At 72.2% G+C, this 21618-nt stretch carries 18 protein-coding genes and 1 riboswitch; of the genes, 7 read left to right on the top strand and 11 right to left on the bottom strand.

What is annotated here, in order from left to right:
* The first annotated feature begins 52 nt into the window (after window positions 1-52).
* Complete coding sequence (locus ABZ624_RS00550; protein WP_360081371.1) at window positions 53-1468, top strand: FAD-binding oxidoreductase; 1416 nt, start codon at window positions 53-55, stop codon at window positions 1466-1468.
* Between the two features lie 29 nt (window positions 1469-1497).
* Here the strand turns inward: ABZ624_RS00550 and ABZ624_RS00545 are convergent, their stop codons facing one another.
* From ABZ624_RS00545 to ABZ624_RS00535, 3 genes are all read right to left on the bottom strand, one after another.
* Window positions 1498-2079 carry a 2'-5' RNA ligase family protein gene (locus ABZ624_RS00545; RefSeq protein ID WP_360081370.1) on the bottom strand — a complete coding sequence of 194 codons (582 nt, stop codon included), beginning with the start codon at window positions 2077-2079 and terminating at the stop codon, window positions 1498-1500.
* A gap of 136 nt (window positions 2080-2215) precedes the next feature.
* Window positions 2216-3229 (bottom strand): tryptophan--tRNA ligase, encoded by a 1014-nt coding sequence (gene trpS, locus ABZ624_RS00540; RefSeq protein WP_360081369.1) that lies wholly within the window; start codon window positions 3227-3229, stop codon window positions 2216-2218.
* Between the two features lie 95 nt (window positions 3230-3324).
* Window positions 3325-4776, bottom strand: coding sequence for a glycine hydroxymethyltransferase (locus ABZ624_RS00535; RefSeq protein ID WP_360081368.1), 1452 nt, complete (start codon window positions 4774-4776; stop codon window positions 3325-3327).
* 32 nt (window positions 4777-4808) lie between these two features.
* A riboswitch (ZMP/ZTP riboswitch) is annotated at window positions 4809-4897 on the bottom strand.
* A gap of 91 nt (window positions 4898-4988) precedes the next feature.
* Between ABZ624_RS00535 and rocD the strand changes: the two genes are divergently transcribed.
* Together rocD and ABZ624_RS00525 are read left to right on the top strand one after the other, a co-directional pair.
* A complete protein-coding gene (rocD, locus tag ABZ624_RS00530; RefSeq protein WP_360081367.1) occupies window positions 4989-6194 on the top strand; it encodes an ornithine--oxo-acid transaminase in 1206 nt (401 codons plus the stop codon).
* Between the two features lie 169 nt (window positions 6195-6363).
* Window positions 6364-7191, top strand: a complete 828-nt coding sequence (locus ABZ624_RS00525) for a DMT family transporter (protein WP_360082109.1) — start codon at window positions 6364-6366, stop codon at window positions 7189-7191.
* A gap of 47 nt (window positions 7192-7238) precedes the next feature.
* On the opposite strand, the gene ABZ624_RS00520 is transcribed toward ABZ624_RS00525, so the two are convergent.
* Window positions 7239-8633, bottom strand: a complete 1395-nt coding sequence (locus tag ABZ624_RS00520; RefSeq protein ID WP_360081366.1) for a PLP-dependent aminotransferase family protein — start codon at window positions 8631-8633, stop codon at window positions 7239-7241.
* 47 nt (window positions 8634-8680) lie between these two features.
* On the opposite strand from ABZ624_RS00520, the gene ABZ624_RS00515 reads away from it, so the two are divergent.
* The 3 genes from ABZ624_RS00515 to ABZ624_RS00505 are packed head-to-tail and all read left to right on the top strand — an operon-like array spanning window position 8681 to window position 10349.
* Complete coding sequence (locus ABZ624_RS00515) at window positions 8681-9190, top strand: carboxymuconolactone decarboxylase family protein (protein WP_360081365.1); 510 nt, start codon at window positions 8681-8683, stop codon at window positions 9188-9190.
* On the top strand, window positions 9187-9630 hold the full coding sequence (locus tag ABZ624_RS00510; RefSeq protein WP_360081364.1) for a carboxymuconolactone decarboxylase family protein: 444 nt from the start codon (window positions 9187-9189) through the stop codon (window positions 9628-9630). Before ABZ624_RS00515 ends, ABZ624_RS00510 begins: the two co-directional genes overlap by 4 nt.
* Window positions 9627-10349 carry an isocitrate lyase/phosphoenolpyruvate mutase family protein gene (locus tag ABZ624_RS00505; protein ID WP_360081363.1) on the top strand — a complete coding sequence of 241 codons (723 nt, stop codon included), beginning with the start codon at window positions 9627-9629 and terminating at the stop codon, window positions 10347-10349. Before ABZ624_RS00510 ends, ABZ624_RS00505 begins: the two co-directional genes overlap by 4 nt.
* Before the next feature lie 5 nt (window positions 10350-10354).
* Here ABZ624_RS00505 and ABZ624_RS00500 read toward each other — a convergent pair whose 3' ends face one another.
* The 6 genes from ABZ624_RS00500 to ABZ624_RS00475 all read right to left on the bottom strand — a co-directional run bounded on the left by ABZ624_RS00500 (window position 10355) and on the right by ABZ624_RS00475 (window position 18767).
* On the bottom strand, window positions 10355-11320 hold the full coding sequence (locus ABZ624_RS00500) for an ABC transporter substrate-binding protein (protein ID WP_360081362.1): 966 nt from the start codon (window positions 11318-11320) through the stop codon (window positions 10355-10357).
* A gap of 1 nt (window position 11321) precedes the next feature.
* Window positions 11322-13280 (bottom strand): ABC transporter permease subunit, encoded by a 1959-nt coding sequence (locus ABZ624_RS00495; protein WP_360081361.1) that lies wholly within the window; start codon window positions 13278-13280, stop codon window positions 11322-11324.
* On the bottom strand, window positions 13280-14545 hold the full coding sequence (locus ABZ624_RS00490) for a glycine betaine/L-proline ABC transporter ATP-binding protein (protein ID WP_360081360.1): 1266 nt from the start codon (window positions 14543-14545) through the stop codon (window positions 13280-13282). The genes ABZ624_RS00495 and ABZ624_RS00490 overlap by 1 nt, the downstream gene beginning before the upstream one ends.
* Window positions 14545-16074: a GMC oxidoreductase gene (locus ABZ624_RS00485; RefSeq protein ID WP_360081359.1), complete on the bottom strand. Its 1530-nt coding sequence runs from the start codon at window positions 16072-16074 to the stop codon at window positions 14545-14547. Before ABZ624_RS00485 ends, ABZ624_RS00490 begins: the two co-directional genes overlap by 1 nt.
* A 44-nt stretch (window positions 16075-16118) precedes the next feature.
* Window positions 16119-17639 (bottom strand): aldehyde dehydrogenase family protein, encoded by a 1521-nt coding sequence (locus ABZ624_RS00480; protein ID WP_360081358.1) that lies wholly within the window; start codon window positions 17637-17639, stop codon window positions 16119-16121.
* A 198-nt stretch (window positions 17640-17837) separates the two neighbouring features.
* Window positions 17838-18767 (bottom strand): LysR family transcriptional regulator, encoded by a 930-nt coding sequence (locus ABZ624_RS00475; protein ID WP_360081357.1) that lies wholly within the window; start codon window positions 18765-18767, stop codon window positions 17838-17840.
* Between the two features lie 102 nt (window positions 18768-18869).
* On the opposite strand from ABZ624_RS00475, the gene ABZ624_RS00470 reads away from it, so the two are divergent.
* Window positions 18870-20315, top strand: coding sequence for an MFS transporter (locus tag ABZ624_RS00470; protein WP_360081356.1), 1446 nt, complete (start codon window positions 18870-18872; stop codon window positions 20313-20315).
* Window positions 20316-20387: 72 nt separating this feature from the next.
* On the opposite strand, the gene ABZ624_RS00465 is transcribed toward ABZ624_RS00470, so the two are convergent.
* A complete protein-coding gene (locus ABZ624_RS00465) occupies window positions 20388-21377 on the bottom strand; it encodes a malate dehydrogenase (RefSeq protein WP_360081355.1) in 990 nt (329 codons plus the stop codon).
* Window positions 21378-21618: the final 241 nt, after the last annotated feature.

The following is a 21618-nucleotide window of genomic DNA, read 5'->3' as shown; positions in this document are numbered from 1 at the left end:
GGGCGAATGTTCCGTAACTAACCACCTATATCGGGGCGATACGGTCACCGACATGCCTGGAGACACGGTTTCCGTCATCCGCCCGCGGACGTACGAGGAGGCCGCGGCAGCCGTCCGCGCCTGCGGGGCGGGCGGCGTCGTCGCCCGGGGCGGCCCTGGACGGGCGTACGGGGACGCGGCCCGGAACGCCGGCGGCACCGTCCTCGACATGACCGGCCTCGACCGCGTCCACGTCGTCGACGCCGACGAGGGCATCGTCCTGTGCGGCGCCGGCGTCCCACTGCACCGGCTGACCGAACTCCTGCTCCCCCTGGGCTGGTTCGTGCCGGTCGCCCCCGCCACCGGCCCCGTGACCGTGGGCGGGGCCATCGGCGCCGACATCCACGGCGGCAGCCACCATGTCTCCGGGTCCTTCTCCCGCCATGTGCTGTCGCTGGAGCTGCTCACCGCCGACGGCGAGGTCCACGCGGTCAAGCCGGGCACGGAGCTGTTCGAGGCGACCGCCGGGGGCATGGGCCTGACCGGGGTGGTCCTCACGGCCACGATCCGGCTGCTGCCGGTGCAGACGGCGTATCTGACCATCGGCACCGAACGCGCCACCGACCTCGACGACCTGATGGCCCGGCTGACCGCCGGCGGCCACCGCGCGCGCTACTGCGCCGCCCGGATCGACCTCATGGCCCGGGGCGCGGCCACCGGACGCGCCGTCCTCACCCGCGCCGACCACACCCCGCTCGACGGCCTCCGCACGGGCACGCGCGCGTGGCGGCACCCGCTGTCCCACCGCCCCCGCCTCCTCCCGACCGTCCCCGCCCTCGTCCACTCCCTCATTCCCGGCCTCATTCCCGGCCTCATTCCCGGCTTCATTCCCGACCTCATCCCCGGCCTTCTTCCCGCCCTCGTCCCCGGCGGCCTCCTCGGCCGCACCGCCGCCGGCCTGCTGGGCGGGATCCGGTACCACACGGCGGCGCCACGCGCGCGTACCGGCCAACTCCGGCCGCTGGCCGCCGTCTTCAGTCCCGTGGACACTCTCCCGTACGTCCCGCTCGGGAATCGCCCGCACGGCCGCGCCGGCTGTGTGCGCTACGAGTTCGCCGTCGGCCACGGCCAGGAGGAAACCCTGCACCGGATCCTGCGGCGCCTCGCCGCACGCCGCTGCCCGTCCCTCCACGCCGTCCTGCGGCCCCTCGGGGACACGGACGCCGGCTGGCTCTCCTTCCCCCTGCCCGGCTGGAGCCTCGCCCTGGACGTCCCGGCCGCGCTGCCCGGACTCGCCGCCTTCCTCGCCGGCCTCGACGAGGAGATCGCCGCGGCCGGGGGCCGCATCCGCCTCGCCGGGGACGCGCGGCTCCGCCCCGGCCTGCTCACCACCATGTACCCGCGCGTGACCGACTTCCGCGCCCTGCGCGCCCGGCTGGACCCGCGCGGGGTCTTCGTCTCCGACCTCGCCCGCCGGCTCGGCCTCTAGCCGCCGTCCCGGAGGGCCCCCTGACGACGCTACGACACGGCGCTACGGCCGGCCCCGCGCAACGCACCGGCCTGCGGCGGCACCACGGCCCCGCCGAACGTGAACTCCCGCAGCTTGCGCCAGACCCCGTCCCCGCCCTGCTCGTACAGGGCGAAACCCGTGCACGGCCACTGCGCGTCGAAGCCGGCCAGCTCCTGGAACGCCCGGTCCATCGCCGACTCGTCGATCCCGTGCGCGACGGTGACATGCGGGTGGTACGGGAACTGCAGCTCGCGCGCGAGCGGCCCGGACGCGTCCCGCACCCGCTGCTGCAGCAGGGTGCAGTCCTCGGCGCCCTGGAGGACCCGGACGTAGACCACCGGGGACAGCGGACGGAACGTGCCGGTGCCGGACAGCCGCATCGGGAACGGCCGGCCCACCGCGGCCACTTCGGTGAGGTGCGCCTCGACGGCCGGCAGCTCCGCCTCGTCGACCTCCGTCGGCGGCAGCAGCGTGACGTGCGTGGGGATGCCGTGAGCCGCGGCGTCGCCGAAGCCCGCGCGCCGCTCCTGGAGCAGGCTGCCGTAGGGCTCCGGGACCGCGATCGACACGCCGATCGTTACGGTCCCCACGTCGTCTCCTGTCGTCGCGTCTGTTGCGTTCTCAGTCGTCCGGCTATCGACTGTACGGCCACGGCTGTCCTGTGGGCAGGCGCAGCGGAAGTGATGTGCAGCGCTCCGTCCACGGACGTGTGTGCGGTCGTACGCCTCAGTGCTTCGCCGGCAGGAAACCCACGCGGTCGTAGGCCTGCGCGAGCGTCTCCGCGGCGACCGCGCGCGCCTTCTCCGCGCCCTTGGCCAGGATCGAGTCGAGGGTCTCGGAGTCGTCCAGGTACTGCTGGGTGCGCTCGCGGAACGGTGTCACGAACTCGACCATGATCTCGGCGAGGTCGGTCTTGAGGGCGCCGTACATCTTGCCCTCGTAGTCGCGCTCCAGCTCGGCGATCGACGTGCCGGTGAGGGTCGAGTAGATGGTGAGCAGGTTGCTGACACCCGGCTTGCCCACCGCGTCGTAGCGGATCACGGTGTCGGTGTCGGTGACGGCGCTCTTGACCTTCTTGGCCGTGGCCTTGGGCTCGTCGAGCAGGTTGATCAGGCCCTTCGGCGTGGACGCCGACTTGCTCATCTTGATCGACGGGTCCTGCAGGTCGTAGATCTTCGCCGTCTCCTTGAGGATGTACGGCGACGGGATCACGAAGGTGTCACCGAAGCGGCCGTTGAAGCGCTCGGCCAGGTCACGGGTCAGCTCGATGTGCTGGCGCTGGTCCTCACCGACCGGCACCTCGTTCGCCTGGTACAGCAGGATGTCGGCCACCTGCAGGACCGGGTACGTGAACAGGCCGACGGAGGCGCGGTCGGCGCCCTGCTTGGCGGACTTGTCCTTGAACTGGGTCATGCGGCTGGCCTCGCCGAAGCCGGTGAGGCAGTTCATGATCCAGGCGAGCTGGGCGTGCTCGGGGACGTGGCTCTGGACGAAGAGGGTGCAGCGGTCGGGGTCGAGCCCCGCGGCCAGCAGCTGGGCCGCGGCGAGCCGGGTGTTGGCGCGCAGTTCCTTCGGGTCCTGCGGGACCGTGATCGCGTGCAGGTCGACGACCATGTAGAACGCGTCGTGGGACTCCTGCAGGGCCACCCACTGGCGGACGGCGCCGAGGTAGTTGCCGAGGTGGAACGAGCCGGCGGTGGGCTGGATACCGGAGAGCACGCGGGGTCGGTCAGTCGCCATGCTTTTTATTGTCTCAGAGAGCTCGGGGGGTTCTGTGCGAGGGGAACTGCGGACCGTGGTGGGCTGATCACGCAGTTCCCCGCGCCCCTGGGGATTCAGCCGAGGTCGATTTCGGGGTACAGGGGGAAGCCCGCCACCAGGTCCGTCGCCCTCTGGGCGATCTCCTGCGACACCTTCTCGTCCAGGACGTGGGCCGCCTTGGACGGGGCGCCGGACTTCGTGGTGCCCGGCTCCGTCGTCGTCAGGACCCGGTCGATCAGGCCCGCCACCTCGTCCATCTCCGCCGTCCCCAGGCCACGCGTCGTGAGCGCGGGGGTGCCGATGCGGATGCCCGAGGTGTACCAGGCGCCATTGGGGTCGGCCGGGATGGCATTGCGGTTGGTGACGATGCCGGAGTCCAGGAGGGCCGCTTCGGCCTGGCGGCCGGTGAGGCCGTAGGAGGTGGCGACGTCGATCAGGTTGAGGTGGTTGTCCGTGCCGCCGGTCACCAGGGTGGCGCCGCGCCGCATCAGGCCCTCGGCCAGGGCGCGGGAGTTGTCGACGATGCGCTGGGCGTAGTCCTGGAAGGCGGGCCGGCGCGCCTCGGCGAGGGCGACGGCCTTGGCGGCCATGACGTGCGGGAGCGGGCCGCCGAGGACCATCGGGCAGCCGCGGTCGACCTGGTCCTTGAGGGAGTCGTCGCACAGCACCATGCCGCCGCGCGGGCCGCGCAGCGACTTGTGGGTGGTGGTGGTGACGATCTGGGCGTGCGGGACCGGGTCGAAGTCGCCGGTGAGGACCTTGCCGGCGACGAGGCCCGCGAAGTGGGCCATGTCGACCATCAGGGTCGCGCCGACCTCGTCGGCGATCTCGCGCATGATCCGGAAGTTCACCAGACGGGGGTAGGCGGAGTAGCCGGCCACGATGATCAGCGGCTTGAACTCGCGGGCCTGGGCGCGCAGGGCCTCGTAGTCGATGAGGCCGGTGGCCGGGTCGGTGCCGTAGGAACGCTGGTCGAACATCTTGCCGGAGATGTTCGGGCGGAAGCCGTGGGTGAGGTGGCCGCCGGCGTCCAGGGACATGCCGAGCATCCGCTGGTTGCCGAAGGCCTGGCGCAGCTCGGCCCAGTCGGCCTCGGTCAGGTCGTTGACCTGGCGGACGCCGGTCTTCTCCAGGAAGGGGGCCTCGACCCGGTCGGCGAGGACGGCCCAGAAGGCGACGAGGTTGGCGTCGATGCCGGAGTGCGGCTGGACGTAGGCGTGGCGGGCGCCGAAGAGCTCGCGGGCGTGCTCGGCGGCCAGGGCCTCCACGGTGTCGACGTTGCGGCAGCCGGCGTAGAAGCGGCGGCCGACGGTGCCCTCGGCGTACTTGTCGCTGAACCAGTTGCCCATCGCCAGGAGGGTGGCCGGGGAGGCGTAGTTCTCGGAGGCGATCAGCTTGAGCATCTCGCGCTGGTCGTGCACCTCCTGGCCGATGGCGTCGGCGACGCGCGGTTCGACGGCGCGGATGACGTCGAGGGCGGCACGGAAGGCGGTGGACTCGGTGGAGAGGGGCTGCTGCTCTGGCATGAGGACCTCCGGACGGCGTGCGTACAGCGTTCACGTTCGGCCCAGGCGCACGGCACTGTTTCCCGTCGGGCCGCTCCCCGATGGTCCGTCCCATCCCAGCGCGCCAGTCACGGCCCGCTGATCAGCCTACCGGGCGGGGCACCCGGCCAGGTTCCGGCGTCCACCATGCGAGCGAGGGTAGGAAGGAAGTCCCCTCGTCGTCGGGAGCCGCCGTGACCGCTGCTGAAGACCTCATCGCCGCCGCCGAAGCGCACTGTGCGCCCACCTACGATCCGCTGCCCGTCGTCGTGGCCACGGCGGACGGCGCCTGGATGACGGATGTGGAGGGGCGGCGGTATCTGGATCTGCTGGCCGGTTACTCGGCGCTGAACTTCGGGCACGGCAACCGGCGGCTGATCGAGGCGGCGAAGGCGCAGCTGGAGCGGGTGACGCTGACGTCCCGCGCCTTCCTGCACGACCGGTTCGCGGCGTTCTGCACGGAGCTGGCCGAGCTGTGCGGGATGGAGATGGTGCTGCCCGTGAACACCGGCGCGGAGGCGGTGGAGAGCGCGGTGAAGACGGCCCGGAAGTGGGGGTACCGGGTGAAGGGGGTGCCCGCGGAGATGGCGAAGATCGTGGTCGCGGGCGGCAACTTCCACGGGCGTACGACGACGATCATCAGCTTCTCCACCGACCCGGAGGCACGGGCGGACTTCGGGCCGTACACGCCGGGGTTCCAGATCGTGCCGTACGGCGATCTGACGGCGATGCGGCAGGCTTTGACGGAGAACACCGTGGCGGTGCTGCTGGAGCCGGTCCAGGGCGAGAACGGGGTGATCGTGCCGCCGGCCGGCTATCTCCCCGCTGTCCGGGAGCTGACCCGTGAGCGGAACGTGCTCTTCGTCGCCGACGAGGTCCAGTCGGGCCTGGGCCGCACCGGGCGGACCTTCGCGTGCGAGCACGAGGGGGTGGTCCCGGACATGTATGTGCTGGGCAAGGCGCTGGGCGGCGGGATCGTGCCGGTGTCGGCGGTGGTGTCGAGCGCGCAGGTGCTCGGGGTGTTCCGGCCGGGCGAGCACGGGTCGACGTTCGGCGGCAATCCGCTGGCCTGCGCCGTGGCACTGGAGGTGATCGCGATGCTGCGCACGGGCGAGTTCCAGGCGCGGGCGGCCGAGCTGGGCGCGCGGCTGCACGGCGAGCTGACGACGCTGCTCGGCACGGGCGCGGTGACGGCGGTGCGGACACGCGGGCTGTGGGCCGGGCTGGACATCGCCCGGGCGGTCGGCACCGGGCGCGAGGTGTCGGAGCGGCTGATGGACCGAGGTGTGCTGGTGAAGGACACCCACGGCGCCACCATCCGGATCGCACCGCCGCTGGTCATCTCCGAGGAGGACCTGGACTGGGGCCTCGCCCAGCTGCGGGCGGTCCTGGGGGTATAGGCCCTGTCGTCCCATTCCCGTCGTCCGCCCGCGGGGTGGGCCCGGCGGCGTGTGCTCGTCGGACTGCCGGTCCGGACTGGAGAACGGTAAGACTAGAGAACGGTAAGAGCGCAGACCCCGGTGGGTGTCCGGGCCGGCCCTCTCCTAGAGTCCCTTTGTGCTCTTTGGAATGGTGTGCGCCCTTGGCGCGGCGGTCTGCTTCGGCACCGCGACGGTGTTGCAGGCGGTGGCGGCGCGAGAGGCCGGTACGGGCGGGGGCGGCGAGGCGGCACTGCTCCTGCGGGCGCTGCGGCAGTGGCGGTACATCGCCGGACTGGCACTGGACGGGCTCGGCTTCCTGTTCCAGATCGCCGCGCTGCGGTCCCTTCCGATCTACGCGGTCAGCGCGGCCCTGGCGGCGAGTCTGGCGGTGACCGCGGTGGTGGCGGCGCGCCTGCTGCGGGTGCGGCTGAGCGGCACCGAGTGGAGCGCGGTGGCCGTGGTCTGTGCCGGGCTCGCGATGCTGGGGCTGGCGTCCGGACCGGAGGGCAGGGAGAGCGGCTCGGACGCGTTGCGGTACGTGATGCTCGCCATGGGGGTCGGGATGCTGCTGCTCTCCTTCGCGGCCGGGCGGCTGTCCGGACCGGCGCGGGCGCTGGTGCTCGGGTTGGGGGCCGGTTTCGGCTTCGGCGTGGTGGAGGTGTCGGTCCGGCTGATCGACAGTCTGGCACCGACGGGTCTGCTGACCAACCCGGCGGCCTACGCGCTGGTGATGGGGGGTGGCGCCGCGTTCATGTTGCTGACGTCGGCTCTGCAGCGGGGGTCCGTGACGACCGCCACCGCCGGCATGGTGATCGGCGAGACCATCGGTCCGGCGGCGGTGGGGGTGGTGTGGCTGGGGGACCGTACGAGGGAGGGGCTGACCTGGCTGGCGGTGCTGGGGTTCCTGGTGGCCGTGGCGGGGGCGTTGGCGCTGGCGCGGTTCGGTGAGGCGCCGGTGGTGGCCGAGGAGGGCTGAGGTCGCCTCCCTGGATGCCGTCGGACACCTGAGCACCCCTCGGTGTCCTACGGCAACACCCTGCACAACGCGTCCAACGCCGCGGCCCAGGCGCTGTCCGGCGGTGTCGCATAGCCCACGACCAGTGCGTCCAGCGGCTCGGCGACGGCCCGCGGGTGGAGGTAGAGGGACAGGCCGTGCAGGGCGAGACCCTGCCAGGCCGCGCCCTGGACCACCGACTGCTCCATGCCGGTGGGCAGCCGCAGCAGCGCGTGGAGGCCGGCGGCGATGCCGGTGACCGTCACCTCGGGCGCGCGGGCGGCCACGGACGCGGCGAGGGCGTCGCGGCGGCGCCGGTAGCGCAGCCGGGAGGAGCGGACGTGACGGTCGTACGCGCCGGAGGTGATGAACTCGGCGAGGGTGAGCTGTTCGAGCGCGCCCACGGTGTCGATGCGGCCCTTGGCGGAGGCCGCCTCCTCCGCGAGGTCCGGGGGCAGCACCATCCAGCCCAGCCGCAGTCCCGGGGCCAGGGACTTGCTGGCGGTGCCGAAGTAGACCACGCGGTCGGGGTCGAGGCCCTGGAGGGCACCGACGGGCTGGCGGTCGTAGCGGAACTCACCGTCGTAGTCGTCCTCCAGGATCACGGCGGCGGTGCGCCGCGCCCAGTCGATCACGGCGGCCCGCCGTTCGGGGTGCAGGGGCGTGCCCATGGGGAACTGGTGGGCGGGGGTCAGCAGCACCGCGCCGGCGTCGCCCGGCACCCGGGTGTCCGTGCCGAGTTCGTCGTGGGGGAGGGCGGGTGTGGCGAGGCCGGACTGCTGCAGCAGGCCCCGGTAGGCGTCGAGGCCGTACGACTCGACCGCCACCGTGCGCACCCCGCGGGCCGCGAGGACCGTGCCGACGATACGCAGGGCGTGTGTGAAGCCGGAGGTGATCAGCATGGTCTCCGGGTCGGCGCGGACGCCGCGCACGCGCGCGAGGTATCCGGCGAGAGCGGTGCGCAGTTCGGGCCGGCCGCGCGGGTCGCCGTAGCCGAGGGCGTGGTACGGGGCGGTGGTGAGGGCGCGGCGGGCAGCCTTGAGCCACTCGGTGCGCGGGAAGGCGGCGAGGTCCGGGGCGCCGGGGAGGAGGCTGTACGTCGGACGGCCGGGTGCCGGGTGACGGGGTCCCGCGCCCCTGCCGGCGGGCGGGGCCGCCGCCAGCTCCGCGACCCGGGTGCCGGAGCCCTGCCGGGCGGTGAGCCAGCCCTCCGCCACCAGGTCCGCGTAGGCCTCGGCGACGGTGTTGCGGGCGATGCCGAGGTCGGCGGCGAGGGAGCGCGAGGAGGGCAGCCGGGTGCCGGCTGCGAGGCGGCCGGTGCGCACGGCGTCCCGCAGGGCGTCGGTAAGGCCACGGCGCAGACCGCCCGCCCCGGTCGGTTCGAGATGCAGGTCGACGCCCAGAGTGGCCCAGGATTCCGCCATGGAAATGGACCATACTCCTGGGCTGCCTCGCTCCTAGGGTCGAGGGCATGAGCACAGACATCAGCACCGGCGAGACCGTTCGGTACGCGCCCGAACACACCCCCCGCATGCGCTGGGCCCAGCACGCCCCCGAGGTCTACAGGGCGATGATCCGGCTCGACGCGGCGGCCAGGCAGGGCCTGGACCCCAAGCTGTACGAACTGGTGAAGATCCGCGCCTCGCAGATCAACCACTGCGCGCTCTGCCTGGACATGCACACCAAGGACGCGCTGGCGGCCGGCGAGAGCGTCCAGCGGATCGTGCAGCTCAGCGCCTGGGAGGAGTCGAAGCACTTCTACACCGAGAAGGAACTGGCGGCGATCGAGCTGACCGAGGCGATCACCGTACTCACGGACGGCTTCGTCCCGGACGAGGTGTACGAGAACGCCGCCAAGCACTTCGAGGAGGCCGAGCTGGCACAGCTGATCGCCGGGATCACGGTGATCAACGCCTGGAACCGGTTCGGTGTGACCACCCGCGCGGTGCCCGGCCACTACCAGGCGGGGCAGCACCAGTGAGCCGTACCCAGCTGCTGGACCGCGAGGTCGGCCAGGCGATGGCCGCGCTCAGCGCGGCCGCGAAGAAGGGGCTCGGTGACCCGGTACTCGCCGAGCTGGTCATGATCCGCGCCTCGCAGATCAACCACTGCGCCTTCTGCCTCGACATGCACCTGAAGGCGGCCCGCGGGAACGGGGAGTCGGAGGACCGTGTCCAGCTCCTCAACGCCTGGGAGGAGACCGAGGACCTCTACAGCGAGCGGGAGCGGGCCGCGCTGGCGCTGACCGAGGCGGTCACCGCGCTGACGGAGGGCTTTGTGCCGGACGAGGTGTACGAGCGGGCGGCCAAGCACTTCGACGAGGCCGAACTCGCCCATCTCATCGGCCTGATCAGCGTCATCAACGGCTGGAACCGACTGATGGTCAGCCGCCGCACCGCACCGGGGGGTTACCGGCCATGAGCAAGGTGGACGTGTTCCGCGCGCTGCATCTGCGGCGTGCCCAGGGTGACCCGTTGGTCCTGCCCGGACCCTGGGACGCGGCGAGTGCGCGCGTCTTCGCGCAGGCCGGGTTCCCGGCGCTGGCCACGCCGAGCGCGGGGGTGGCCGCCTCGCTCGGGTACGCGGACGGGGCCACTCCGGCCGACGAGATGTTCGCCGCGGTCGCCCGGATCACGCGGGCGGTGGACGTGCCGGTGTCGGCGGACGTCGAGGGAGGGTACGGGCTCGGGCCGGAGGAGCTGGTGGAGCGGTTGCTGGAGGCAGGCGCCGTCGGCTGCAACCTCGAGGACTCCGTGGACGGTGTCCTCAGGGATCCGCGCGAGCAGGCCGAGTTCCTCGCCGAGGTGCGTGCGGCCGCCGGGGACCGGCTGTTCCTCAACGCCCGCGTCGACACCTTCGTCCACGGGGACAAGGATCCCGAACGGGTCATCGAGCGGGCCGCCTTGTACGTGGCGGCGGGCGCCGACTGCGTCTACCCGATCCTCGCCCCGGCGGACGTACTGCCGCTGCTGCGGGCCGGGATCCAGGGCCCGCTGAACGCGCTCGCCCGCCTGGACGCGGACGGCCCCTCGCCCGCCGAGCTCGGCGGACTCGGGGCCACCCGTATCACGTTCGGACCGGGACTGCAGCGCAGGGCGGCCGCCGCGCTCACGGATGTCGCCAACGCCCTTGTCGTGTAAGGACGTCAGGACAGCCACCGCTTCCACACGTCAGGGTGGCTGTCCACCCACTTCTTCGCCGCGTCCTGGGGCGACAGCTTCTGGTCGGCGATCATCAGGGACACCTCGTTCTGGTACTCGGTCGTCCAGCTGAACTTCCTCAGGAAGGCCGCCGCCTTGCCGCCGGACTTCGCGAAGTCCGCGTTGAGGTACTTCTGCAGCGGGGTGTGCGGGTAGGCACAGGCGACCTTCGCCGCGTCCGCGTCGCAGCCGTCCTTGTACGGCGGCAGCTTCACCTCCGTCATGGGGACCTTCTTGAACAGCCACTGGGGTGCGTACCAGTAGGTCAGGAAGGGCTTCTTCTCCTTGGCGAACTGTTTCATCTGGGTGATCTGCGCCGCCTCGGAGCCGGCGAAGACGACCTGGTAGTCCAGCTTCAGGTTCTCGACCAGGGCCTTGTCGTTGGTGACGTACGACGGGGAGCCGTCCATCAGCTGGCCCTTGCCGCCGCTCTCCGCGGTGCGGAAGAGCGAGGCGTACTTGTTGAGGTTCTTCCAGTTCGTGATGTCCGGGTGCTGTCTGGCGAGGTACGTCGGCACGAACCAGCCGATGTGGCCGGTCACCCCGAGGTCCCCTCCGCGCACGATGGTCTTCTTGTCCTGGACGTACCGCTTCTCCTGGTCCGGGTGGCCCCAGTCCTCCAGGATCGCGTCGACCCGGCCCTGGCTCAGCGCGTCCCAGGCGGGCACCTCGTCGACCTGGACGGTGTCGACGCGGTAGCCCAGTTTGTGTTCCAGGATGTACTGGGCGACGGCCACATTGGACTGGGCGCCCACCCAGGACTGCACGGAGAGCGTGACCGTCTTCGAGCCCCGGGCGTTGGCGAACGGGCTGGCCTGCTTGGTCATGTCGGCGGCGCCGCAGCCGGTGAGCAGCGACACGGTGGCCGCTCCGGCGGCGACCAGCGCCGTCCTGCGCTTCAGCTTCCTCATGTCACGCTCCCTTCCTCGCGCTGCGTTCCGTCGGCTGGGTCACCCGGTCGAGCATCAGCCCCAGGCAGACGATGGCGGCACCGGCCACCAGACCGGTCGCCAGGTCGCCCTGGGCCAGCCCGAACACCACGTTGTAGCCGAGCGCACCGCCGCCGACGAGGCCGCCGACGACGACCACGGCGAGGACGAGCACCACGCACTGGTTGACGGCGAGCAGCACGGCGCGCCGGGCCAGCGGCAACTGGACCTGCCGCAGCTGCTGGGCCCCGGTGGCTCCCAGCGAGCGTGCCGACTCCAGGGCGCCCGGGTCGACCTGGCGCAGCCCCTGGCTGATGATGCGCACGACGGCGGGCAGGGCGTAGATCACGGCGGCGGCGGCAGCGGGGGCACGGCCCACCCCGAACAGCGCCACGACCGGGATGAGGTAGACGAACTGCGGCATGGTCTGGCAGACGTCCAGCACCGGGCGCAGCAGCCGCTCGAACCGGGTGCTGCGGGCGGCGGCGACAGCCATGGCGAAGCCGATGACCAGGGTGACGGCCACCGCGGCCAGCACCTGCGAGAGGGTGTCCAGGGACGGCGTCCACACCCCGAGCACGCCGATCGCCGCCATCGCCAGCACCGCGGTGAGGGCCGTGCGCCAGGTGCCGATCAGCCAGGCCACCACGGCGACGACCAGGAGCAGTCCCCACCAGGGCAGCACCTGCAGTCCGGCCCGGATCGGGTCCAGCACCCAGGTGGTGAAGCGGGCGGCCCAGTCGGCGGTGCCGCCGACGACGGGGACGCCGCTGTAGAGGTGATCGACCATCCAGTCCTTGGCGGTGTTCACCGGCCCGGCGATGTCGGCGACCCAGGTGTCCGGCCATGTGAGCCGGTCCGCGAGCCGGCCGGCGAGCACCACCGCGGCCGTCACCGCGGCCGCCGCGGACCAGCCGGCCACGGGGCGCCCCGTGGCGCTCGTGGAGCCGGAGCCCAGCCGTTCACCCACGGCCGCGGTCACCCGGTCGAGCACGATCGCGAGCAGCACGATGGGGATGCCGGCCGCCAGCGCGGCCCCGACGTCGACGGATGCCAGCGCCTGGTAGACGCGGTCGCCCAGCCCCCCGGCACCGATCATGGAGGCGATCACGACCATGGACAGCGCCATCATGATCGCCTGGTTGACGCCCAGCATGATCTCCTTGCGGGCGAGGGGCAGCCGGGCGGTCAGCAGCCGCTGCCGGAAGGTGGCGCCGAACGACTCCACCGCCTCCATCACGCCGGCGTCCGCGGCCCGCACCCCGAGCGCCGTCAGCCGCGCCATGGGCGGGGCGGCATAGATGACGGTGGCGAGCGCCGCGGCGGGTACGCCGATGCCGAAGACCAGGACGACGGGGAGCAGGTACGCGAACGCGGGCAGCACCTGCATGGTGTCCAGGACCGGGCGCAGGGCGCGGTCGAGGCGGCCGGAGAGGCCGGCGGCGAGACCGAGGACCGCTCCCACGGCCACCGAGGCGAGGACGGCCACCACCATCAGCGCGAGGGTCTGCATGGTCGGCACCCACATGCCGAGGGCGCCGCAGGCCAGCAGGGCGGCTACGGTGCCCGCGGCCAGGCGGACGCCGGCGACGCGCCAGGCGAGCAGGCCGCCGAAGGCGGTGACACCGGCCCAGCCCGCGGCGAGCAGGGTGAGGTAGACGGCGCGGACGGAGAGGACGACCGCGTCGCTGATGTAGCCGAAGAAGTAGAGGAACAGCGGGTGACTGTCGCGGTTGTCGATGATCCAGTTACTGGCGTCGGCGAGGGGCTTGGAGAGGTCGACGGTCAGCTCGTGGGGCCAGCTCGCGCCGGGCCAGCGGGTGGCGGCCCATGGGGCGAGGACCGCGGCGAAGAGGGCGAGCAGGAGGAGTTTGCCCGCGGCCCGGCTCTTGAGGATGCGGGGTTTGCCGGTAGTGGAGGTCGGGAGACCGATCGTTGCCATCAGACGGCCTCCGGGCTGGTGCGATCGCCCTCCGGGCTGATGCCGGCGCTCTCCGGGCTGGTGCGGGGGGCGGGTGGGGTCGCTTGCCCGCGCTCGCGGGGTGCCGCTGCGCCCACCCGTGCCGCCCCAGCGGCACGACTGCCCGCAGCGACGGCCTCACCGTCGGCGCTCGCCGCTGGGACGGCGGCGGTCGGCGGAGTCGAGGTGGTGACGCCGGCCACCACGTCCAGCAGTTGTTCGTGGCCCACGACGCCCAGGCACCTGCCCTCGTCCATCACCCGGGCCGGCTCCCCGGCCCGCGCCACCGCCTCGATGGCCTCGGCCACCGTGGCCTCCGGGCGGACCGCCGGGCCGGTTCCCGCCTCCGCCGTGAACGCGGGGCGCATGGCCGTGCGGCAGGTCATCACCTGCTCGCGCGGCACGTCCCGGACGAACTCGCGGACGTAGTCGTCGGCCGGGGAGCCGACGATCTCCTCCGGGGTGCCGAGCTGGACCACCCGGCCGTCGCGCATCAGGGCGATACGGTCGCCGAGTTTCAGGGCCTCGGTGAGGTCGTGGGTGATGAAGACCATCGTGCGGCCCTCCTCACGGTGCAGGCGGGCCACCTCGTCCTGCATGTCGCGCCGGATGAGCGGGTCCAGGGCGCTGAACGGCTCGTCGAAGAGGAGGACCTCGGGGTCGACGGCCAGCGCGCGGGCCAGGCCCACGCGCTGGGCCTGGCCGCCCGAGAGCTGGCCGGGGCGGCGGTGCTCCATGCCCTCCAGACCGACCTTGGCGACGACCTCGGCGGCCCGTTCGCGCCGCTCGGCCTTGCCGACGCCCTGGATCTCCAGGCCGTAGGCCACGTTGTCGAGGACTGTGCGGTGCGGGAGCAGACCGAAGTGCTGGAAGACCATGGCGGCCCGGTGGCGGCGCAGTTCGCGCAGGCGGCCCTTGTCCATCGCGCGGACGTCCTCGCCGTCGATGGCGATGGTGCCGGCGGTGGGTTCGATGAGGCGGGTGAGACAGCGGACCAGGGTGGACTTGCCGGAGCCGGACAGGCCCATGACCACGAAGACCTCGCCCTTGCGGACGTCGAAGGAGACGTCCCGCACGGCCGCCGTACAGCCCGTGCGGGCGCGCAGCCCGGCGGGGTCCAGCGTGCTGAGCTCCGGGTCGGCGGGGATCCGCTCCGGCTTGGGGCCGAAGACCTTCCACAGGCCGGACACCGAGAAGACGGGCTCGGTCGTGGTGGGCGGCTTGCGGGTGGGAACTGTGAGCGCCATCAGGCGTCACCTCCGATGAGTTCTACGGCCTTCTCCCCGACCATGAGCACCCCGATCATCGGGTTCACGGCGGGCATGGTCGGGAACACGGACGCGTCGGCGATACGGATGCCGTCGAGACCGCGGATCTTCAACTCGGGGTCGACCACGGCGAGTTCGTCGTCCGTGGCGCCCATCTTGCAGGTGCCGGCCGGGTGGTAGACGGTGTGTGCGACCTTGCGGGCGTACTCGCTCAGCTCGGCGTCGCCGATGACCTCGGGGCCGGGGCAGACCTCGCGCTTGAGCCAGCCGGCGAGCGGCTCGGTCTTCGCGATCTCACGGGCGATGCGGATGCCGTCGACGAGGGTCCGGCCGTCGTAGTCGTCCTCGTCGGTGAAGTACCGGAAGTCCAGGGCGGGCTTCACGGACGGGTCGGCGCTGGTCAGGTACAGCCGGCCGCGGCTCTTCGGCTTGGGGATGTTCGGGGTCATGGACACCCCGAACTCCGGCCGCTCGTAGCCCAGTCGCTCGGGGTTGTCCGTGAACGGGATCTGGTAGAAGTGGAACATCAGGTCCGGGCCCGGGCTCTCGGGGTCGCGGCGCACGAACAGGCCGGCGTCGGAGTCCATCGCCGAGTTCTCCGGGATCGGGCCGTCGGTCTCCCAGACGATGACCGACTCGGGGTGGTCGAGCAGGTTCTCGCCGACGCCCGGCAGGTCGTGCACGACGGGGACGCCGAGGGCCTCCAGGTCCGCCCGCGGGCCGATGCCCGAGTGCAGCAGCAGGCGCGGGGAGTCGACGGCGCCCGCGCACAGCACGACCTCGTTACGGGCGCGGATCAGCAGTTCCCCGCCGTCCTCGGTGCGCACGTGGACACCCTCGGCGCGCGTGCCGTTCAGCTCCAGCCGGTACGCCCAGGTCTCCAGCAGGATGGTCAGGTTGGGCCGCTCGTCCATCACCGGGTGCAGGTACGCCACCGACGCCGAGGACCGCTTGTTGTTCTCGGGGTGGTAGGCGAGGTCGAAGAAGCCGACGCCCTCGGTGAACGGCTTGCGGTTGAAGCCCTCGACGCGGGGTACCCCGAGTGCCGACCGGGCGGCGTCGACGAAGTCGCGGGCGATGGCGTTCCGGTCCTTCTCGTCGACGGAGACGATGTTGTTCTTCAGACGGGCGAAGTAGGCCTCCATGGGGACGGCGCCCCAGCCCTTGGCGCCGGCCTCCTCCCACTCGTCCCAGTCGGAGGGCAGCGGCTTGAAGGAGATGAGGGTGTTGTGCGAGGAGCAGCCGCCGAGGACGCGGGCGCGGCTGTGCCGGATGTGGGAGTTGCCGCGGGGCTGCTCGACCGTCGGGTAGTCGTAGTCGAGTTCGCCGCCGAGCAGGCCCATCCAGCGGCGCAGGGTGAGGACGTCGTCGCGGCCGACGTCGCTCGGGCCGCCCTCGATGACCGCGACGGTGACGTCGGGGTTCTCGGTGAGGCGGGAGGCGATGACGGAGCCTGCGGTGCCGCCGCCGATGACGACGTAGTCGTAGACGTGGGGGGTGTGGGACATGGCGGTACTACTCCAGGGGGTGTTTCCGGGGGGAGAGGCGGGGCTCAGCCGGCGAACCAGCGCACCGGCTTCGGCGCGAGGTTCTGGTAGACGTGCTTGCTCTCGCGGTACTCGGCGAGCCCTGCGGGCCCCAGCTCGCGGCCGGTGCCGCTCCTGCCGAAGCCGCCCCACTCCGCCTGCGGCAGGTAGGGGTGGAAGTCGTTGATCCAGACGGTGCCGTGGCGCAGCCGGCCGGCGACGCGGCGGGCCCTGCCGGGGTCGGTGGTCCACACGGCACCGGCGAGGCCGTACTCGGTGTCGTTGGCGAGGAACACCGCCTCCTCCTCCGTGCGGAAGGTCTCGACGGTGAGGACCGGCCCGAAGACCTCCTCGCGTACGACGGTCATCTCGCGGTGGCAGGCGTCGAGGACGGTCGGCTCGTAGAAGTAGCCGGACTCGGGGCGCTGCTCCGACGGCTCGGGCCGCTTGCCGCCGCAGCGCAGTACGGCGCCCTCGTCGAGCGCGCCGGCGACGTACGCCTCGACCTTGGCGCGCTGCTGCTCGGAGACGAGCGGGCCGCACTCGACGCCGGCCTCGGTGCCCCGGCCGAGCCTGATCCGCTGTGCCCGGCGGGCGAGTTCGGCGACGAAGCGCTCCCGGACCGACTCCTCGACGATGAGCCGGGCGCCGGCCGAGCAGACCTGGCCGCTGTGGATGAAGGCGGCGTTGAGGGCCTGGTCGACGGCGGTGTCGAAGCCCTCCTCGGTGGCGCAGGCGTCGGCGAAGACGACGTTGGGGTTCTTGCCGCCGAGTTCGAGGGCGACCTTCTTCACGGTCGGGGCGGCGGCCTGGGCCACCCGGGTGCCGCTGACCAGCCCGCCGGTGAAGGAGACCAGGTCGACGCCCGGGTGCTCGGCGAGCCGGGCGCCGACGGTGTGGCCGGGGCCGGTGACGATGTTGGCCGCTCCGGCGGGCAGGCCCGCCTCGGCCAGCAGCTCGATCAGCGCGATGGTGGTCATCGGGGTGATCTCGCTGGGCTTGATCACGAAGGTGTTGCCGGCGGCGAGTGCCGGGGCGATCTTCCAACTGGCCTGGAGGAGCGGGTAGTTCCAGGGGGTGATCAGCGCACACACGCCGACCGGCTCATGGACGACGACGCTGTGGATGTCGGGCGAACCGGCGTCGACCACCCGGCCCGGCGCCTCGGCGGCCACCAGGTCGGCGAAGTAGCGGAAGGCGTCGGCGACACAGTCGATGTCGACCCGGCCCTCCTCGACGGTCTTGCCCGCGTCCCGGCTCTCCAGCAGGCCCAGCTCCTCGCGGTCGCGTACGAGGAGGTCGGCGACGCGGCGCAGCAGCGCGGCACGCTCGGCGACGGGGGTGCCGGGCCAGGGGCCGTGGTCGAAGGCCCGGCGCGCGGCGGTCACCGCACGCTCGGCGTCCTTCTCGTCGCCCTCGGCGACCACGGCGAAGGGCCGGGCGTCCGCGGGGTCGAGGATCTCGCGCGTCGCGCCGGAGATCGCTTCCAGCCACTCGCCTCCCGCGTGGATGGTCGCCTCGGCCTGTCGTTCCGTTCTGTCCGCCATGATCGGTGTTGCCTTCCGTTCCTGTTCGGTGCCCCTGTGTCACACGCGTGTCACGCTCGGGGACCGTCGCCGCCTGCCCAGGACCCGGTCCTCGCATGCGCAATCCATGGCCGAAAGTGCGCCGCGTCACTGAAAATGCGGTCGAAAACGGACAAAACCAGAACACCAAGCACTAGGTGTACTGACCCGCAGGGTTGTTTACGCGGGTGATGGGCGGCCGGCCGCCTCCTGGGCCATCAGCTCCCTGACGCAGCCGCGCAGCCAGGCGTGGGCGGGGTCGGCGTCGTGACGGGGGTGCCAGGCGAAGCCGACGCCGACCGCGGGGAGCGGCAGCGGGATCTCGAAGGTGACCAGGCCGAGGGTGTCGGCCAGCGAGCGGCCCCAGTGGCTGATCAGTCCGACCAGATCGGTCTCGCGCACCACGAACAGCGAAGCGGGATAGGTGCCGACGCTGCCCACCACACGCCGCTTCAGGCCGAGTTCCTCCAGCGCCTCGTCGATCGGCCCGCGCTGCCTGCCGCGCCGGGACACGATCAGATGCCCGGCCTCCCCGGCGAACCGCTCGGGGGTCAACTCCCCCGTGAGCAGCGGATGTCCGGCCCGTACGACACCCAGCATGTGTTCCTCGTACACCGTCTCCACATGCACCTCGGGCGCGGTCGTGTCGATCACCCCGACCTCCAGGTCGGCGGTGCCCTGGCGCAGGACGGGGACGTCCACATGGCTCTCGGAGAGAAACCGCAGCCGGACACCGGGGGCCTCGCGGGCGGCGCGGGCGAAGAGGGCGGCGCCGTGGGCGGCGGCGACCGAGTCGTGACCGAGGATCGTGAACGTGCGGGTCACCGTGCGCAGATCGGCGTCCCGGCCCGGCGCGAACAGGGCCCGGGCCCGCTCCACCACCGCGCTCACCTCGGCCCGTACGGCCAGCGCGTGCGGGGTGGGCACCATCCGCCGTCCGGCGCGCACCAGTACCGGATCGCCGAGCGCCTTGCGGATCCGGCCGAGCGTGCGGCTCATGGCGGGCTCCGACAGATGCAGCCGTTGGGCGGCGCCCTGCACGCTCTGCTCCTCCAGCAGCACGTCCAGCGCGACCAGCAGATTCAGGTCCAGCCCGGCGGATTGCGTCATGTGCAGGTATCCCTTGCAAAGGTTGCACTGGAAAGCAGGTCACCGGCGAGCCTACGGTGGGAGCGCATCCCACACCACCCACCGAAGCTCCCGGGAGGAGCCGTGCCCGCGCACGCCCTGAAACGCCCCACCCTGCTCGCGCTGTGCGCCTGTGTCCTGGTCGCCCAGAGCATGGTCGCCGCCATCAACCTCCTCATCCCGCAGCTGAGTTCCTCGTCCCTGCAGCCCTCGCACACCGAGATCATGTGGACGGTCGACGCCTACGTCATCGTCTTCGCGGGCCTGCTCGTCCCGGCCGGCGCCCTCGGCGACCGGTACGGCCGCAAGGGCGCCCTGCTCACCGGGCTCGCCCTGTTCGCGGCGGGCGCCGCCACCAGCGCGTGCGCGACCGGCCCGGCCTTGCTGATAGCGGGCCGGGGCCTGTCCGGCGCCGGGGCCGCCCTCGTCACCCCCGCCACCCTCTCGATCCTCATGCACCTGTCCGCGCCGGAACACCGGGCCCGCTCCATGGGCGCCTGGACGCTGTCGATCGGCCTGGGCGGCGCGGCGGGAAACCTGGGCGGCGGCATGGCCGGCCAGTTCCTCACCTGGCGCGCCCTGTTCGCGGTCATGGTCCCGCTCGCCGCCGTACTCGCCGTGGCGGTGTCGGTGACGGTCCCGCGCACCGACCGCTCCAGCCGCAGCAACCCCGACCCGCTCGGCACGCTGCTGCTGACGGCGGGCCTGGTCGCGGTCCTGTTCGGCATCATCGAGGGGCCGGCCTACGGCTGGACCTCCGCCCGCATCCTCGGCGCCTTCGCGGCGGGCGCGCTGCTGATCGCCGCCTTCACCCGGCACGCCCTGCGCTCCCCCGCCCCGCTGTTCGACCCGCGCGTCTTCGGCTCTCGCCGCCTGCGCGCGGCCTCCCTCGGCACGGCCACCGGCTTCTTCGGCCTGTTCTCGCTGTTCTTCGTCAACGCGCAGTATCTGCAGGGCGTGAAGGGCTTCGGGGCCGCCGTCACCGGGGTGGCGATCCTGCCGCTGGTGTTCGGGATGGCCGTCACCCAGAAACTGGCGACCCGCTGGGCCGGCCACCCCCGCGCGGTCATCGGCGCGGGTCTCGCCCTGATCGGCCTCGGCCTGCTCGGCGCGTCCACGGCCGACGCGGGCACGCCCTACTCGGTGTTCGTCTGCTGGCTCCTGACCATCTCGGCCGGCGCCGGACTGTCCATGCCGGCCCTGACCCTGGGCGTCGTGACATCCCTCCCGCCCCACCAGGCGGGCCTGGGCTCAGGCCTCGGCACGACCGCCCGGGAGACCGGCGCCGCACTGGGCGTGGCCGTCACCGGCACGGTCCTGTCGGCCCACACCGACCTGCTGCATGGCATGGGCCCGGCACTGCGGACGGTCGGGGTGGTGGTGCTGGCGGCGACGGCACTGGTGACAGCCGGTTACGGACAGCGCCCCCAAGGGGCACGGGGCCCTGTCGATATGCGGCTCCGCCGCGGGACGCGAGCAACCAGGACGGACCCGCACCCGACGGCAACGCCGCAGACCCACGGCGGGTAGCCGAACCGCAGACGGCAAACGCTCGGCACCCCTACGGCGGGATGCCGAGCGTCAGCTGCTCCTGCAGAACTCTCAGATGAGGCCCAGCGAGCGAACCGCCTCGCGCTCCTCCACCAGCTCGTTGACGGAGGCGTCGATGCGGGCACGGGAGAACTCGTTGATGTCCAGGCCCTGGACGATCTCGTACGTGCCGTCCTTGGTGGTGACCGGGAACGAGGAGATCAGGCCCTCCGGGACGCCGTAGGAACCGTCCGACGGGATACCCATGGAGGTCCAGTCGCCCTCGGCGGTGCCGTTGACCCAGGTGTGGACGTGGTCGATCGCGGCGTTGGCGGCGGAGGCGGCCGACGAGGCACCGCGGGCCTCGATGATCGCGGCACCGCGCTTGGCGACGGTCGGGATGAAGTCCTCGGCCAGCCACTTCTCGTCGTTCACGACCTCGGCGGCGTTCTTGCCGGCGACGGTGGCGTGGAAGATGTCCGGGTACTGGGTGGCGGAGTGGTTGCCCCAGATGGTCAGGCGCTTGATGTCGGCGACCGTCGAACCGGTCTTCTTCGCCAGCTGCGTGAGCGCACGGTTGTGGTCCAGGCGGGTCATCGCGGTGAAGCGCTCGGCCGGGACGTCCGGCGCGGCGGCCTGGGCGATGAGGGCGTTGGTGTTGGCCGGGTTGCCGACGACGAGGACCTTGATGTCGTCCGCGGCGTGGTCGTTGATGGCCTTGCCCTGCGGCTTGAAGATGCCGCCGTTGGCCTCCAGCAGGTCGCCGCGCTCCATGCCCTTGGTGCGCGGGCGGGCGCCCACCAGCAGGGCTACGTTGGTGCCGTCGAAGGCGACGTTCGGGTCGTCGGTGATGTCGATGCCCTGCAGCAGCGGGAAGGCGCAGTCGTCCAGCTCCATGGCCGTGCCCTCGGCGGCCTTCAGCGCCGGGGTGATCTCCAGGAGGCGCAGCTTGACCGGCACGTCCGCGCCGAGCAGCTGGCCGGAGGCGATGCGGAAGAGCAGGGCGTAACCGATCTGGCCGGCCGCGCCGGTGACGGTGACGTTCACGGGAGTGCGGGTCATGGCGTTCTCCGTATGACAGCTGGCGGTGGGGCGTCCCTGCCCCGGGCGGATGATCGATCTCTTGGCATCAAGAGAGATCCAGCGGTCAGGCTATCGCGCATCCGGCATGCGAGACGTCCGGGGCCGTGTGGATCAGCCCACAAGTCGGACACGTACCGGACGAACTGGCGGCCGCCCGTCCGGGAGAGGGAGGGGACGGAGCGGCCGCCAGGTGGGGGTACCGATTGCCGGACTCCCGTGG

It is taken from the genome of Streptomyces sp. NPDC007205, assembly GCF_040634095.1.
Classification (GTDB): Bacteria; Actinomycetota; Actinomycetes; order Streptomycetales; family Streptomycetaceae; genus Streptomyces.
Note: the sequence above shows the minus strand (reverse complement) of the source record. Positions and strands in the feature narration are given on the sequence as shown.

Coding starts and splice junctions, on each gene's coding strand:
- ABZ624_RS00550 (WP_360081371.1), top strand. CDS start 53: ATGCCTGGAGACACGGTTTCCGTCATCCGCCCGCGGACGTACGAGGAG.
- trpS (WP_360081369.1), bottom strand. CDS start 3,229: ATGGCGACTGACCGACCCCGCGTGCTCTCCGGTATCCAGCCCACCGCC.
- ABZ624_RS00535 (WP_360081368.1), bottom strand. CDS start 4,776: ATGCCAGAGCAGCAGCCCCTCTCCACCGAGTCCACCGCCTTCCGTGCC.
- ABZ624_RS00525 (WP_360082109.1), top strand. CDS start 6,364: ATGGTGTGCGCCCTTGGCGCGGCGGTCTGCTTCGGCACCGCGACGGTG.
- ABZ624_RS00520 (WP_360081366.1), bottom strand. CDS start 8,633: ATGGCGGAATCCTGGGCCACTCTGGGCGTCGACCTGCATCTCGAACCG.
- ABZ624_RS00515 (WP_360081365.1), top strand. CDS start 8,681: ATGAGCACAGACATCAGCACCGGCGAGACCGTTCGGTACGCGCCCGAA.
- ABZ624_RS00505 (WP_360081363.1), top strand. CDS start 9,627: ATGAGCAAGGTGGACGTGTTCCGCGCGCTGCATCTGCGGCGTGCCCAG.
- ABZ624_RS00500 (WP_360081362.1), bottom strand. CDS start 11,320: ATGAGGAAGCTGAAGCGCAGGACGGCGCTGGTCGCCGCCGGAGCGGCC.
- ABZ624_RS00495 (WP_360081361.1), bottom strand. CDS start 13,280: ATGGCAACGATCGGTCTCCCGACCTCCACTACCGGCAAACCCCGCATC.
- ABZ624_RS00490 (WP_360081360.1), bottom strand. CDS start 14,545: ATGGCGCTCACAGTTCCCACCCGCAAGCCGCCCACCACGACCGAGCCC.
- ABZ624_RS00485 (WP_360081359.1), bottom strand. CDS start 16,074: ATGTCCCACACCCCCCACGTCTACGACTACGTCGTCATCGGCGGCGGC.
- ABZ624_RS00480 (WP_360081358.1), bottom strand. CDS start 17,639: ATGGCGGACAGAACGGAACGACAGGCCGAGGCGACCATCCACGCGGGA.
- ABZ624_RS00475 (WP_360081357.1), bottom strand. CDS start 18,767: ATGACGCAATCCGCCGGGCTGGACCTGAATCTGCTGGTCGCGCTGGAC.
- ABZ624_RS00465 (WP_360081355.1), bottom strand. CDS start 21,377: ATGACCCGCACTCCCGTGAACGTCACCGTCACCGGCGCGGCCGGCCAG.